This is a genomic window from Sagittula sp. MA-2, assembly GCF_030126985.1.
Taxonomy (GTDB): domain Bacteria; phylum Pseudomonadota; class Alphaproteobacteria; order Rhodobacterales; family Rhodobacteraceae; genus Sagittula.
This window is the reverse complement of record NZ_CP126145.1, coordinates 2,223,696-2,236,932: the sequence shown is the minus strand read 5'-3', so window position 1 is coordinate 2,236,932 and position 13,237 is coordinate 2,223,696. Positions and strand designations below refer to the sequence as shown.

Annotated in this window: 15 protein-coding genes; 9 read left to right on the top strand and 6 right to left on the bottom strand. The window is 68.3% G+C overall.

The window, feature by feature from the left end; all coding sequences use genetic code 11:
• The first annotated feature begins 21 nt into the window (after positions 1-21).
• From obgE to QNI11_RS10825, 3 genes are all read left to right on the top strand, one after another.
• Positions 22-1,068: a GTPase ObgE gene (gene obgE / locus QNI11_RS10835; protein ID WP_100930457.1), complete on the top strand. Its 1,047-nt coding sequence runs from the start codon at positions 22-24 to the stop codon at positions 1,066-1,068.
• On the top strand, positions 1,056-2,162 hold the full coding sequence (gene proB / locus QNI11_RS10830; protein ID WP_283983412.1) for a glutamate 5-kinase: 1,107 nt from the start codon (positions 1,056-1,058) through the stop codon (positions 2,160-2,162). Before obgE ends, proB begins: the two co-directional genes overlap by 13 nt.
• Positions 2,163-2,264: 102 nt before the next feature.
• The gene (locus QNI11_RS10825) at positions 2,265-3,530 is read left to right on the top strand and encodes a glutamate-5-semialdehyde dehydrogenase (RefSeq protein ID WP_283983411.1); all 1,266 of its coding nucleotides are present in this window, start codon (positions 2,265-2,267) and stop codon (positions 3,528-3,530) included.
• A gap of 97 nt (positions 3,531-3,627) precedes the next feature.
• Here QNI11_RS10825 and QNI11_RS10820 read toward each other — a convergent pair whose 3' ends face one another.
• Positions 3,628-4,233, bottom strand: a complete 606-nt coding sequence (locus QNI11_RS10820) for a histidine phosphotransferase family protein (RefSeq protein ID WP_254698221.1) — start codon at positions 4,231-4,233, stop codon at positions 3,628-3,630.
• A gap of 26 nt (positions 4,234-4,259) precedes the next feature.
• On the opposite strand from QNI11_RS10820, the gene QNI11_RS10815 reads away from it, so the two are divergent.
• From QNI11_RS10815 to QNI11_RS10805, 3 genes are all read left to right on the top strand, one after another.
• Positions 4,260-4,442 carry a DUF3553 domain-containing protein gene (locus QNI11_RS10815; protein WP_005857999.1) on the top strand — a complete coding sequence of 61 codons (183 nt, stop codon included), beginning with the start codon at positions 4,260-4,262 and terminating at the stop codon, positions 4,440-4,442.
• Between the two features lie 157 nt (positions 4,443-4,599).
• Positions 4,600-5,352, top strand: a complete 753-nt coding sequence (locus QNI11_RS10810; RefSeq protein ID WP_100930460.1) for a GNAT family N-acetyltransferase — start codon at positions 4,600-4,602, stop codon at positions 5,350-5,352.
• Positions 5,349-6,185, top strand: coding sequence for a 1-acyl-sn-glycerol-3-phosphate acyltransferase (locus tag QNI11_RS10805; RefSeq protein ID WP_283983410.1), 837 nt, complete (start codon positions 5,349-5,351; stop codon positions 6,183-6,185). The genes QNI11_RS10810 and QNI11_RS10805 overlap by 4 nt, the downstream gene beginning before the upstream one ends.
• A gap of 114 nt (positions 6,186-6,299) precedes the next feature.
• Here QNI11_RS10805 and QNI11_RS10800 read toward each other — a convergent pair whose 3' ends face one another.
• Entirely contained in the window at positions 6,300-6,923 is a 624-nt protein-coding gene (locus tag QNI11_RS10800) for a thiamine phosphate synthase (protein ID WP_283983409.1), read from the bottom strand.
• A 172-nt stretch (positions 6,924-7,095) separates the two neighbouring features.
• On the opposite strand from QNI11_RS10800, the gene QNI11_RS10795 reads away from it, so the two are divergent.
• On the top strand, positions 7,096-7,845 hold the full coding sequence (locus QNI11_RS10795; protein WP_283983408.1) for an RNA methyltransferase: 750 nt from the start codon (positions 7,096-7,098) through the stop codon (positions 7,843-7,845).
• A 77-nt stretch (positions 7,846-7,922) separates the two neighbouring features.
• Here QNI11_RS10795 and QNI11_RS10790 read toward each other — a convergent pair whose 3' ends face one another.
• Positions 7,923-8,249: an SH3 domain-containing protein gene (locus tag QNI11_RS10790; RefSeq protein ID WP_283983407.1), complete on the bottom strand. Its 327-nt coding sequence runs from the start codon at positions 8,247-8,249 to the stop codon at positions 7,923-7,925.
• Between the two features lie 253 nt (positions 8,250-8,502).
• On the opposite strand from QNI11_RS10790, the gene QNI11_RS10785 reads away from it, so the two are divergent.
• Both QNI11_RS10785 and QNI11_RS10780 read left to right on the top strand, forming a co-directional pair.
• A complete protein-coding gene (locus tag QNI11_RS10785) occupies positions 8,503-9,819 on the top strand; it encodes a COX15/CtaA family protein (RefSeq protein WP_283983406.1) in 1,317 nt (438 codons plus the stop codon).
• Between the two features lie 23 nt (positions 9,820-9,842).
• Entirely contained in the window at positions 9,843-11,297 is a 1,455-nt protein-coding gene (locus tag QNI11_RS10780) for a carboxypeptidase M32 (RefSeq protein ID WP_283983497.1), read from the top strand.
• A gap of 51 nt (positions 11,298-11,348) precedes the next feature.
• On the opposite strand, the gene QNI11_RS10775 is transcribed toward QNI11_RS10780, so the two are convergent.
• From QNI11_RS10775 to QNI11_RS10765, 3 genes are all read right to left on the bottom strand, one after another.
• Positions 11,349-11,699, bottom strand: coding sequence for a DUF6614 family protein (locus tag QNI11_RS10775; RefSeq protein WP_283983405.1), 351 nt, complete (start codon positions 11,697-11,699; stop codon positions 11,349-11,351).
• Positions 11,700-11,825: 126 nt separating this feature from the next.
• Entirely contained in the window at positions 11,826-12,218 is a 393-nt protein-coding gene (locus QNI11_RS10770; RefSeq protein WP_100930468.1) for a hypothetical protein, read from the bottom strand.
• Positions 12,219-12,320: 102 nt separating this feature from the next.
• A complete protein-coding gene (locus QNI11_RS10765) occupies positions 12,321-13,178 on the bottom strand; it encodes a LysR family transcriptional regulator (protein ID WP_283983404.1) in 858 nt (285 codons plus the stop codon).
• Between the last annotated feature and the right edge of the window lie 59 nt (positions 13,179-13,237).

The window sequence follows — 13,237 nt, the reverse complement described above, 5'->3', positions numbered from 1 at the left end:
CCAGTTCGAAAGCACGTTCCGATGAAATTCCTCGATCTCTGCAAGGTCTATGTCCGCTCCGGCTCGGGCGGCAACGGCTCGGTCTCGTTCCGCCGGGAGAAGTTCATCGAGTTCGGCGGCCCCGACGGCGGTGACGGCGGCACGGGCGGTTCCGTCTGGGCAGAGGCCGTGGACGGCCTCAACACGCTGATCGACTTCCGTTACCAGCAGCACTGGTTCGCCCAGAACGGGCAGGGCGGCATGGGCCGCGGCCGTACCGGCAAGAACGGCGACGACATCCTGCTGCGCGTGCCCGTGGGCACCGAGATCATCGACGAGGACGAGGAAACCGTCATCGCCGACCTCTCCACGCTGGGCGACCGCGTCCTGCTGGCCAAGGGCGGCAACGGCGGCTGGGGCAACCTGCGGTTCAAGACCTCCACCAACCAGGCGCCGCGCCGCGCCAACGCCGGTCAGGAAGGCATCGAACGCACGCTCTGGCTGCGGCTGAAGCTGATCGCGGACGTGGGTCTCGTGGGGCTGCCCAACGCGGGCAAGTCCACCTTCCTCGCCGCCACCTCCAACGCCCGGCCGAAGATCGCGGATTACCCGTTCACCACGCTGCACCCGAATCTCGGGGTGGTGAAGGTCGACAACACCGAATTCGTCGTGGCCGACATCCCCGGCCTGATCGAGGGCGCGCACGAAGGCCGTGGCCTGGGCGACATCTTCCTCGGCCATATCGAACGGAGCGCCGTCCTTCTGCACCTGATCGACGGTACCTCCGGAACGCTGATCGAGGACTGGCAGACCATCTGCGACGAACTCGACGCCTACGGCGAGGGGCTGACCGACAAGCCCCGCATCACCGTCCTGAACAAGATCGACGCCATGGACGACGAGGAACGCGCCTTCCTCAAGGACGAACTGGAGGCCGCCGGGGCCGAGAACGTCATGCTGATGTCCGGCGCCACCAAGGAAGGCGTGACCGAGGTGCTGCGCGCGCTCCGGCCGCATGTCGATGCCCGCCGCGCCGCCGACCGTCCCGCCGATCCGGAGGACGAGGAGGACAAGCCTTGGAAGCCCTGACCGCCTCGCGCAGGCTGGTGGTCAAGATCGGCTCTGCGCTGCTGGTGGACCGCAAGACCGGCGACCTGCGCCGGGACTGGCTCGCCGCCATCGCCGAGGACATCGCCGAACAGAAGGCCGCCGGCAAGGACGTGATCCTGGTCTCCTCCGGTTCCATCGCGCTGGGGCGCGGGCTGCTCGGCCTGCCGCAGACCACGCTGCCGCTGGAACAGGCGCAGGCCGCCGCCGCCTGCGGCCAGATCCGCCTTGCCCACGCCTGGGCCGAGGCACTGGCCCGCCACGGTCTGATCACCGCGCAGGTGCTGGTGACGCTTGAGGATTCCGCCGACCGCCGCCGCTACCTGAACGCCCGCGCCACGCTGGCCACGCTGCTCAGCCACGGCGCCGTGCCCATCGTGAACGAGAACGACACCGTCGCCACGGACGAGATCCGCTATGGCGACAACGACCGCCTCGCGGCGCAGATCGCCGTCACCACCGGCGCCGACCTGCTGATCCTGCTGTCGGATGTCGACGGGCTCTATACCGGCAACCCCGGCAGCGACCCGCAGGCACAGCGCCTCGCGACGGTGAACGATATAACACCGCAGATCGAGGCGATGGCCGGTGACGCGGGCTCGGGCCTCTCGAAGGGCGGGATGAAGACCAAGGTGATGGCCGCCAAGACCGCCATGGCCTCCGGCTGCGCCATGGTCATCATGCACGGGGCGGCGGATCACCCGCTGGCGCGCCTCAGGGACGGCGCGCCGCACACGCTCTTCGTCGCCGACATGGACCCGCACGCCGCCCGCAAGCGCTGGATCGCCGCGATGAAGTCGCAGGGCACGCTGATCATCGACGCGGGCGCCACGCAAGCGCTGGCCCGCGGGAAAAGCCTGCTGCCCGCCGGTCTCACCCGGGTCGAAGGCACCTTCGGCCGGGGCGACCCGGTGACGCTGCGCGCCCCCGACGGCACCACGCTGGGGCAGGGGCTCGCCCGCTACACCGCCGCCGAGGCGCGCCAGATCGCCGGCCACCACAGCGCCGAGATCGAGCAGATCCTCGGCTACCCGGGCCGCGCCGTGCTTGTCCACCGCGACGACATGGCGCTCTGACCCGTTCTGACCCGGGGCGCGCGCGGGCGTCCGAAGAACTGGCGCCCCGCGCGCATCCCCTGTAAAAATACCCCTCGAACCCCAACCACGAAGGCAAGGCCCATGAAGGATCTCACCGACATCCCCGCCCTGATGCAGGACATCGGCACGCGCGCGCGCGCCGCCGCAGCGGATCTCGCCTTCGCACCAGCCGCAGCCAAGCAGAAGGCGCTCGAATCCGCCGCAGCCCACCTCTGGGACAACCGCGCCGCCATCGTCGAGGCCAACGCAAAGGATCTCGACTACGGGCGCGAAAAGGGTCTCTCGGACGCGATGATGGACCGCCTGACCCTGACGGAGGACCGCATCGCCGCGATCCGCGACAGCCTGATCGCCGTGGCACAGCAGGACGATCCCGTGGGCAAGGTCATCACCGAATGGGACCAACCCTCGGGCCTGCACATCCGGCGCGTGCGCACACCGCTCGGCGTGATCGGCGTGATCTACGAATCCCGGCCCAACGTGACCGCGGACGCGGGCGCGCTCTGCCTGAAGTCCGGCAATGCCGTGATCCTGCGCGGCGGCTCTGAATCGCTGCATTCCAGCGCCGCGATCCACGCCAGCCTCGTGCACGGCCTGCAGGAGGCCGGTCTGCCCGAGGATGCGGTCCAGATGGTGCCGACCCGTGACCGGGCCGCCGTCTCCGAGATGCTGACCATGACCGATTACATCGACGTCATCATCCCGCGCGGCGGCAAGGGCCTCGTGGGTCTTGTCCAGCGCGAGGCCCGCGTGCCGGTCTTCGCCCACCTCGAAGGCATCGTGCACATCTACATCGACAAGGACGCCGACCCGGTGAAGGCGCTCTCGGTCGTCAAGAACGCCAAGACCCGCCGCACCGGCATCTGCGGCGCCGCCGAATGCCTGCTGATCCACCGCGACGTGGTCGACGACATCGGGCAGGGCATCATCCGGGCGCTGATCGACGCCGGGGTGGAGGTGCGCGCCGACGAGACCCTGCGTGCCATCGCCGGCACCGAGGAGGCGACAGAGGCCGACTGGGGCAAGGAATACCTCGACATGGTGATCGCCGCGAAGGTGGTGGACGACATCGACGCCGCCATCGCGCACATCCGGCGTTACGGCTCGAACCACACCGACTGCATCATCACCGAGGACGATGCCGCCGCCGCCCGCTTCTTCCAGCGGCTCGATTCGGCGATCCTGATGCGCAACGTGTCGACGCAGTTCGCCGACGGCGGAGAGTTCGGCATGGGCGCCGAGATCGGCATCGCCACCGGCAAGATGCACGCCCGCGGCCCGGTGGGGGTCGAGCAGCTCACCTCGTTCAAGTACCTCGTCGAAGGCGACGGCCTCCTGCGGAAGTGACGAGGCTGACGGCACCCGCCCTGCGCGACATGACGTAGGGCGGGGCTTCGCGCCGCCGCCCCGCTCTGCTCCGGGCGGGCCGCCCCGGGATCTGGCGTCAGGCGATCTTCAGGGTGATCGAATCGTCCGTCAGGGTGGCCAGCAACTGCCGCCCGCGCACTGCTGCGAGGATTGGCAGAAGCGCGAAATGCACCTTGTCGGGCGGCGGCGTGTCCAGCGGCGCCGCGCCGTTGATGTGATCCCAGTACGTCCGGTCGCCGTTGATCCGCGCGCCCGATGCGCGCACCGTCCAGCCGGCCGCGTCGTTCTCGATCCGCACCGCGCCGCCCATGGGCAGCGCGCTCTCGCAGCACTGGAAGGCCAGGAAGCAGAGCTGCACCTCCGGGCGCGGCTGGTCCTCCGCCGCCGACCATTCCGCCGTCAGCCGCCCGCCGCTGGTCACGCCCGACAGGATGCCGGCGATCTCGCGGCGCGACATCATCTGCGCCTCGCCCGCCGCGCCGTAGGCCACCCGGAAGAACCGGATGCGCGCCGCGGCGCTGGCGCAACTGTCCTGGATCAGCGTCATCTCCGGGCTGGACTGGTCGGCCCCCGACAGGGCAATCAGCTCAAGTCCGTTCTGGATCGCACCGATCGGGCTGATAAGGTCGTGGCACAGGCGCGACCCCACAAGTGCTGCGAGCGTGGCGCTGACATTCTGCATTTCTATCTCCACAAGGACGAACGGACATGAACGACATCAACGCCTTGCTGGAGCCCGGTCAGATCGTCCGCCATCCGGATCAGCCGGATTGGGGCCTGGGTCAGGTCCAGTCCAACATCGACGGGCGCATCACCGTCAATTTCAGGGAACAGGGCAAGGTCGTGCTCGACGGCTCGGTCGTGGCCCTCGTTCCCGTGTTCGAAACCTAAACTAGGGCGTCACCGGTTGACAAATGGTTAACCACTGTGCGGTCGCGGCAAGCGCCGTGCCCGGCAATTGGGCGTTTCCAAACCGGGCCGAGATGCTCTAGAACGCGCCCGGATACGGGGTGGCACAGGGCGCCGGGCGGCCGGCGGAACGGAACACATGAGCGACAGCTTTACAGTGCGGCTGGCCCGGGACGCGGCGGACGTGGCGGCGGCGCAGCGGCTGCGCTACGACGTCTTCGTGGCCGAACTCGGCGGAGACGGCCCGCTGGTCGATCACGAGAACCGGCTGGAACGCGACCGCTTCGACCCGTTCTTCGATCACCTGCTGGTCTGCGACCCGGCGCGCGGCGACATGGTGGTGGGGGTCTACCGGCTCCTGCGCGACGACCGCGCGGCGGAAGCCGGGCAGTTCTATTCGGAGGACGAATACGACCTCGGGCCGCTGCGCCGCTCTGGCCGCAGGCTGCTGGAACTGGGGCGCTCCTGCCTGCATCCCGACTACCGCGGCGGGCCTGCGATGTTCCACCTCTGGCAGGGGCTGGCCGCCTACGTGACCGACCACGGCATCGAGGTGCTGTTCGGCACCGCCAGCTTCCACGGCACCGACATCGCGCGGCTGGCGCAGCCGCTGTCGCTCCTGCACCACCGCCACCTCGCGCCGCCGGACCTGCGGGTGCGCGCCCGCAATTTCCAGGACATGAACCTGGTGCCCGAGGCCGATATCGACCGGGTGGGCGCCATGCTCGAGGTGCCCGCGCTGATCAAGGCCTACCTCAGGCTCGGCGGCTGCGTGGGCGAGGGCGCCTATGTCGACCACGCCTTCAACACCACCGATGTCTGCCTCGTGATGGACACCGCCCGCATGACCGAGCGGCAGCGCGCGGTCTACACGCGGGAGCGGGCGACATGAGCTACACCTGGGAGGGGGAGGAGCCGCCGGCCCATCCGCCCTTCACCCTGTCGGAACGGCTGCGCGTGGCCTGGCGCGGCATACCGATCGCGCTGGTGCTGGTGACGGGGCTGCTGCTCATGATGTTCCTGCGCCTCATCGAGCGTCCGCTGCACGGCATGGACCGCCCCTGGACACCCCACATCACCCGCGTGGTCTGCCGCATCGTGCTGCGGATCATGGGGCTGAGGGTCAGGGCCAGCGGCAGCCCGCCCGCGCCGTGCGGCGCGCTTGTGGCCAACCATTCCTCCTGGCTCGACATCTTCGTGCTGAACAGCCGCTGGCCGGTCTACTTCGTCTCCAAGGCGGAGGTGGCGGGCTGGCCGGGGATCGGCCTCCTCGCGCGGGCGACCGGCACCGTCTTCATCACCCGCGACCGCCGCGATGCCGCCGCGCAGACCGCGCTTTTCCGCGAACGGCTGGCCCACGGCCACCGGCTGCTGTTCTTTCCCGAGGGCACCTCGACCGACGGCCTGCGCGTCCTGACCTTCCGCACGCCGCTCTTTGCCGCCTTCTTCGACGAGGACCTGGTGCACGAGGTGTCGGTGCAGGCGGTCAGCCTCGCCTACCACGCGCCCGAAGGCGCCGATCCGCGGTTCTATGGCTGGTGGGGCGGCATGGACTTCGCGCCCTCGCTGGCCCGCGTGCTGGCGCAGCGGCGGCAGGGATCGGTGGACCTGATCTGCCATGCGCCGGTGCGGGTCGACGATTACGCCAACCGCAAGAGCCTGGCCCACGCGCTGGAGACGCAGGTCCGCGCGGGGCACGAGCGGGCGTTGTCGCGGAAGGGGTGACGGGGGAAAGAAGGGCGTATCGCCGTGCCTGCGGCCCGGCGACACGCCGGGGGCGCTGCCCCCGGACCCCCGAGGTATTTCGGCCAAGATGAAGGAGCGGGGCGGGCCCCGGGCTCAGCCGGGGATCATGGCGGCCTGCAGGCGTTTCAGCGCGGCCAGCGGGTCGTCGTCGTTCCAGATCTCCTCGCCCACGGCGAAGAAGTCGGCGAAGGGGGCGAGGGTTGCGATGTTCTCGGGGTCGAGGCCGCCTTCGGCGACGACCGGGACCTCGATCACCTCGGACCACCACTGGAACAGCTCGGTTTCGGCATGGGCACCGTCGCCCAGGGCGCCGCCCACCGGGCCGAAGGCCACGTAATCCGCACCGGCTTCGCCCGCCGACATGCCCTCGTGCCGGGACTGGCCGCAGTGGCAGCCGACGATGGCATCGGGCCCCAGCGTCTTGCGGGCGGCGCGGACACCGCGCCCGCCGTCGAGCAGATGCACACCGTCGAGGCCCAGCCGTTCCGCCAGCACCACGTGGGTGTCGATCACCAGCGCCACGTCGGCGGCATGGGCCACCTCGCGCACGGCATCGGCGGCGCGCATCAGGCGGTCCTCGTCGCGGGTGGCCAGCGACAGGCGCAGGCAGGCAATCTCGGCCCCGTCCAGCACGCGCCTCAGCTCGGCCGGAAAGCGCGAAAGCTCGATTTCCGGCGGGGTGACGAGGTAGATCTGCGGGGTCTCGGGCTGGGTCATCGGGTCCTCTCCTGACGGAGGCCCTCTTAGCGCGGGATTTTCCGTTTGACCATGGGGATTTGTGGCGGGGTTTCGCGCGTAGCCGCCGGTGAAGGGGACAATCCTGCCTCTGGCGGGGGCTTGTGCTGCCGGGGCGGGCGTTCTAGGCGGGGACGATCGAGACGGAGGGGCCATGACCCGAGGGACACAGCAGCCGGCCATCGTGCTGGTCCGCCCGCAGATGGGCGAGAACATCGGCGCCGCGGCGCGGGCCATGTGGAATTTCGGGCTGGACCGGATGCGGGTCGTGGGGCCGCGCGACGGCTGGCCGAACCCGAAGGCGGTGGCCATGGCCTCCGGCGCGGGGCGCCTGCTGGACGAGGCGCAGCACACCGACACGCTGGCCGAGGCGCTGGCGGACTGCCATTTCGTGCTGGCCACCACCGCGCGGTCGCGCGACCTGACGAAGACGGTCTACGAGCCGCGCGAAGCCATGGCCGAGGCCGCCCGCCGGATCGCTGCGGGCCAGCGCGTCGCGGTGATGTTCGGCCCCGAGCGCGCGGGGCTGGAGAACGAGGACGTGGCGCAGGCCAGCGCCATCGTCACCGTCCCGGTGAACCCGGAGTTCTACTCCCTGAACCTCGCGCAATGCGTGCTCCTGATGTCCTACGAATGGCAGCGCGCCACGTCGGAATTTGCGCCGAAGGCGGAGGCGCTGGCCGGGACCGAGGTCGCCGAGGGCCACGAGGTCGAGCATCTGGCCCGGCACTACGAGCAGCAGCTCGACGAGGCGGGGTTCTTCTTTCCCGAGACCAAGGCCGAAGGCATGAAGCTCAACCTGCGCAACATGTGGTCGCGGATGCCGCTGACGCGGGCCGACGTCCAGATGCTGCATGGCATGATGCGCCAGATGGTGCGGTGGGCCAATAAAAAGGCCGGCTGATCCTTGGGGGGGATCAGCCGGCCAGTCAGCCGGGCCGGACAGGGAGGAAACCGGCCTGCTGGGGACGTCGTGCCGCGTCAGTAGCTGTAGCCATTGGGCCGGTAGCTGGGCTGGCGGTAGGTGTTCTTCGGGTGGGCGGCGCGCGGTGCGCAGGCCTGACCCCGCAGGTATTTCGCGGAGACCCAGTAATAGGCGTTGTGCCACGCCACCTTGGCCCAGCCGTTGGCGTAATCCACGGCGTTCAGCTCGGTGCAGGCGGGGAAGGTGGTGACCTTTGCGTACTGCGTGCCCGGCCCGCTGCGGGCGTTCAGCGCGCTGCCGCCCACCCAGACCTGATCGGCCAGGGCCGCCGTTCCCGCAAGGCTCGCTGTGGCGATGGCGGCGGAAAGCAGGATCGTCTTCATCGGGGCACCCTCGTTTGCAAATCATCAACTGACGGTCGGCGTGTGGCCGCTTGACGTGAAGGTAGGGCCGGGAAGGCGGAACGCGTAGTCCGGAAGTCCTGACTGGTGGAATACCCGACCCCGCCCTTGACGTGGCGGCCCCCGGGTCCATGGCGCGCTTGCGGGGCGACCTGCCGGGTCAATCGGGCGCGGCTCTGGCGCTTGAAGCCCGCCCGAACGCGGCTATGTTGGCGAAGCGAAAAAGGAGACCGGAATGGCCGAGAAACGCAAGCTCTTCGAGGAGGTTGGCGCCGAGACGCCGAAACAGGCCCCCACCGGCGGGATGATCGACAAGGCAAGCCGCGGCGCGCGCGGGGCGATCCGGATCTGGCTGATGGTGCTCTTTGCGCTGGTCGTGGTGATGATCGCCGTGGGCGGGCTGACCCGGCTGACAGACAGCGGCCTGTCGATCACGGAATGGAAGCCGGTTACCGGGGCGCTGCCGCCGATGTCGGAGGCCGCCTGGACCGCCGAGTTCGACAAGTACCGCGAGATCCCGGAATACCAGTTGCAGAACAAGGGCATGTCCATGTCCGAGTTCAAGACGATCTACTGGTGGGAATGGGGCCACCGGCAGCTTGGCCGGCTGATCGGCGTGGTCTGGGCGCTTGGCTTCTTCGGGTTCCTGCTGGCGGGCCGGATGCCGCGCGGCACCTCGGGCATCGGACTTCTGTATGGCGGCATAGCCTCGCTCGGCATCGGTGCGCTGGCCATCGCGGGCAGCATCGCGGGCCTCCTGCCGCTCGACACCAACGGCCTTGTCGCGGCGATGATCGCGGCGCTGGTGGTGTTCCTCCTCGGCTTCATGCGCGAGGAGGCGCCGGACTGGATCCCTCGCCTGCTGTTCATCGGTCTGCTCGGCGCGCTGCAGGGCGCGGTCGGCTGGTGGATGGTACATTCCGGCCTGTCCGGCGAACGGCTCGACGTGGCCTCCTACCGGCTGGCGACGCACCTTGGCGTGGCCTTCGTCATCCTCGGCTACATCGCGTGGTACACCTATGCGCTCGCCCGTCCGGAGCGTGACCTGATGCAGGCCCGCCGGCTGGGCGAGGCCAAGCTCTTCGGCATGACCACGGGCCTTCTGCACTTCGCCTTCCTGCAGATCCTGCTGGGCGCGCTGGTGGCGGGCATCGACGCGGGCCGCAACTACCCGAGCTGGCCGCTGATGGAAGGCGGGCTCTGGCCGTCGGACATGTTCGTCGAAAGCCCGGTCTGGCGGAACTTCTTCGAGAACCCCGGCCTCGTGCAGTTCATGCACCGCATGGCGGGCTACCTGCTCTTTGCCTTCGGCGTCGTGGTCTGGCTGAGGGGCCGCCGCTCGGCCAATTCCGACACCCGTTACCGCTACAATGCGATGTTCGCCATGTTGCTCCTGCAGGTGGTCATCGGTATCGTTACGGTTGTGTATATGGCACCGTTGCACATCGCGATCCTTCACCAGTTCGGTGCCGTCCTTCTTTGGGCACTGATCCTGCGCGCAAGGTTTGCGGCACGCTACCCGGTGCCCCAGTCTGTCAGGGGACCCAAGTGACACTCCAAGCTTTTAACGAGTTGATGGCCTTCCAGCGCGACACCGAAGCGCTGGCCCAGATCGCGGGACGTCTGTCCTGGGATCAGGAAACGATGATGCCGCGCGGTGCGGCGGACCAGCGCAGCGATGAACGCGCGGCGATGGAGGCGGTGCTCCACCAGCGCCGCATCGACCCGCGCGTGCGCGACTGGCTCGAGGCGATCCCGACCGATGGCCTGTCGGAACAGGACCGCGCCAAGCTGCGGCTCATCCGGCGCGACCACGACCGCGCCGCCAAGGTGCCCGAACGGCTGGCGTCAGAGATCGCGCGCACCGTCAGCCGGGGCCATGTCACCTGGGCGGAGGCGCGCGCCGACGACGACTTTGCCTCCTTCGCGCCGGTCCTGTCGGAGATCCTGAAACTGCGGCAGGAGGAAGCCGCGGCGCTGGCCTGCGGCGGCGACCTCTACGATGCGCTCCTGGACAAGTACGAACCGGAGGCGCGCGCCGAGGACCTCGTCGCCATGTTCGGCGCGCTCAGGCCGCGGCTGGTGGCGCTGCGCGAGGCGGTGCTGTCGAAACCCGCGCTGCCCGGCCTGACGAAATCCTTCAACGAGCAGGGGCAGATGAAGCTCGCCCGCCTGCTGGCAAAGACCTTCGGCTACGACTTCCGCCGGGGGCGCGTCGACAAGGCGGTGCACCCGTTCTCCTCCGGCTCCGGCGACGACGTGCGCATCACCACGCGCACCGTGCCGCTCGACCCGTTCAACTGTCTCTACTCGACGATCCACGAGGTCGGCCATGCCGCCTACGAACAGAACGTCGATCCGTCCTACCGCCTGACGCCGCTGGGGCAGGGTGTGTCGATGGGCGTGCACGAATCGCAAAGCCGGATCTACGAGAACCAGCTTGGCCGCTCGCGCGCCTTCTGTGGCTGGCTCTACCACCAGATGCGCGACACCTTCGGCGACTTCGGCATCCCCGACGAGGACACCTTCTACGGCGCCGTGAACCAGGTGCGGAACGGCTACATCCGGACAGAGGCGGACGAACTGCAGTACAACCTGCACGTGCTGCTGCGCTTCGACCTCGAACGCGCACTGGTGGCGGGCGACCTCAACGTCAACGACCTCGAAACCGCGTGGAACGACCGGTTCAAGGCCGATTTCGGGTTCGAGGTGGACAAGCCGTCGAACGGCGTGCTGCAGGATGTGCACTGGTCGGCGGGCCTCTTCGGCTACTTCCCGACCTACAGCCTCGGCAACGTCTACGCGGGCTGCCTGCACAAGGCGCTGACCGAAGCGGTGCCGGACCTCGACGCGCAACTGGCACGCGGCGATACCTCTGCCGCGACGGCCTGGCTCAAGGACAACCTCCAGCACCACGGCAGCCTCTACCAGCCGCGCGCGCTGATCGAGAAGGCGACCGGCAGCGCCCCTTCGGAGGAACCGCTGCTCGATTACCTCGAAGCGAAGTTCACCGCGCTCTACGACCTCTAGCCGTTCGCGGGCGTGTCGTCACCGGCATGCCCGCCCACAGGCCGCGCGGCCTCAGATCAGCGCCATGCGTTCCGCGCGCTCCGGGTCGGGGAAGGGGCGGTAAAGCCCGGTCTCCGCCACCGCGATCAGTTCGTGCACCGCGCGGTACAGCCCCTCGACCGTGTCGTCATGGGCGCCAAGCGCCCGGAACGCCTTGTCCAGCTGGGTCATGTCGTTCACCTCGATCTCCAGCAGGAAATCGCGATGCGTGCTTGATGCGAGGTTCAGCTTGCGGCGCATCAGGCGCCAGCTTTCGATCGCGCCGATGGCCCGCAGATGGGACATCCAGTCATCCAACGCCTTGGCAAAGACAAGCGCCTTGGCGTCGTTCTTCAGGTCGATTGCACAGGTGTACAGGTTCATCGCATCTCCTCCGACCGTGCAGGAGTGCACCCGTTTGCCTTTCAGCCGGGTTAAGACAAAAAAAGAGGTGGCTCCGAAGAGCCACCCTCAGTCGGTGTAGTACAGGGAAATACTTGCTCAAATGTCTTAAAGCGCCACGCGCCAGCCACCACGCACAAGGCTGTAGTGACCGCCACCGGCAAGGATAACGGGAAGGGCCAGTCCGGCCACGATGGCCACGCTCAGCAGCGAATGCGCCGTCAGCCGGTCGAGACCGGGCAGCAGCAGCGCCATGGCGCCGTAGATCGTCAGCCCCAGCGCCGCCACGATACGGGTGCGGACGCCGAACATCAGCCAGACAGAGATGACCCAGAGCAGGCCGGACATGATCGTCCCGGCTAGGGCGGTATGGGTGTCATTCAGGGAAAGCGCGCCATGCGACTGGGAGGAAAGGAGGATGTGCTCGGACGCGGTGTACGCCAGGGCACCGGCCAAGGAGATGCGCAAACCGCACATCAGACCGTCGAGGGTCTTTGCCATGAATGTTACCTGCTCGCATTTTTTGCTTTGTTAAGGAATGTTAATCATCCTTAACGTGTTTTCAATTGCGAGATCGGTAAACCTGACGTTGCAGAAATGAAATTACTCTGCGGCGGCGCGCTCGGTCCTTGTGGTTTCGATGTCCTCGAAACACCCCAGGACGAAGTCGACGGTGTTGCGGATCACCGGGTCGTCGCGGCGGGTTTCGTGGTAGAACATCCACACCTCGATCACATGCGGCGGCCTCTCCGGATCGTAGGCCACCAGCTCCGGATCGTTCATCCCGACGAGGTCGGGCAGGGGGGCCGCCAGCCCCGCGGCCTTGGCGACGCTGATGATGGCATCCGCGCTGCTCACCCGGATCTTGGGCGGCTTGCCAAAGGCGTCGAAGCCGAATTTCTGGAACGGCATGTCATCCATCTGCGCGCTGTAGCCCGCCCAGTTCTTCGGCTCGGGCACGCCTGCGGGGCGGTAGAGGCGCACGGGCAGGCGGCCCACCCGGCGCGTCACCACGCGGCCCTCGGCGGGCCGGTTCGTCTGGATGACGATGTCATGATCGCCGAGCCCGTCCTTGAAGACGCGGTCGGTCAGGTGCAGCTCGATCCCGTCAAGCAGGTCGCCGTAGCGGTTCATGCCGGGGATCAGGATGTTGCGCGCGATGAAGGGGACAGAGCCCAGCCTCAGCGGAACCGGCGCGGCGTCCGTCCCGACGCGGCTGTGAAGCGCGGTCTGGATCTGGCCGTCGAAGGTCTGGGCAATCTGGATCAGGCCCTTCACCGCCTCTGACGGCTGCCAGCCGCCGGGCGTCTTGATGAAGGCCGCCTCTCCCAGCGTCTCCGACAGCCTGTCGATCCGGCGGGAGACCGTGGCGGTGTTGGTGCCCAGCATCAGCGCGGCCGCCTTCATCGTGCCGGTGCGGGCCAGGGCCACGAGAAACCTCAGATCGTCCCAGTTTTCCATTGCAGTTTCCCGAGGGCCAGCCTGGCAGGTTAGAGGGGTGAAGACCCGGTTTACAGGAC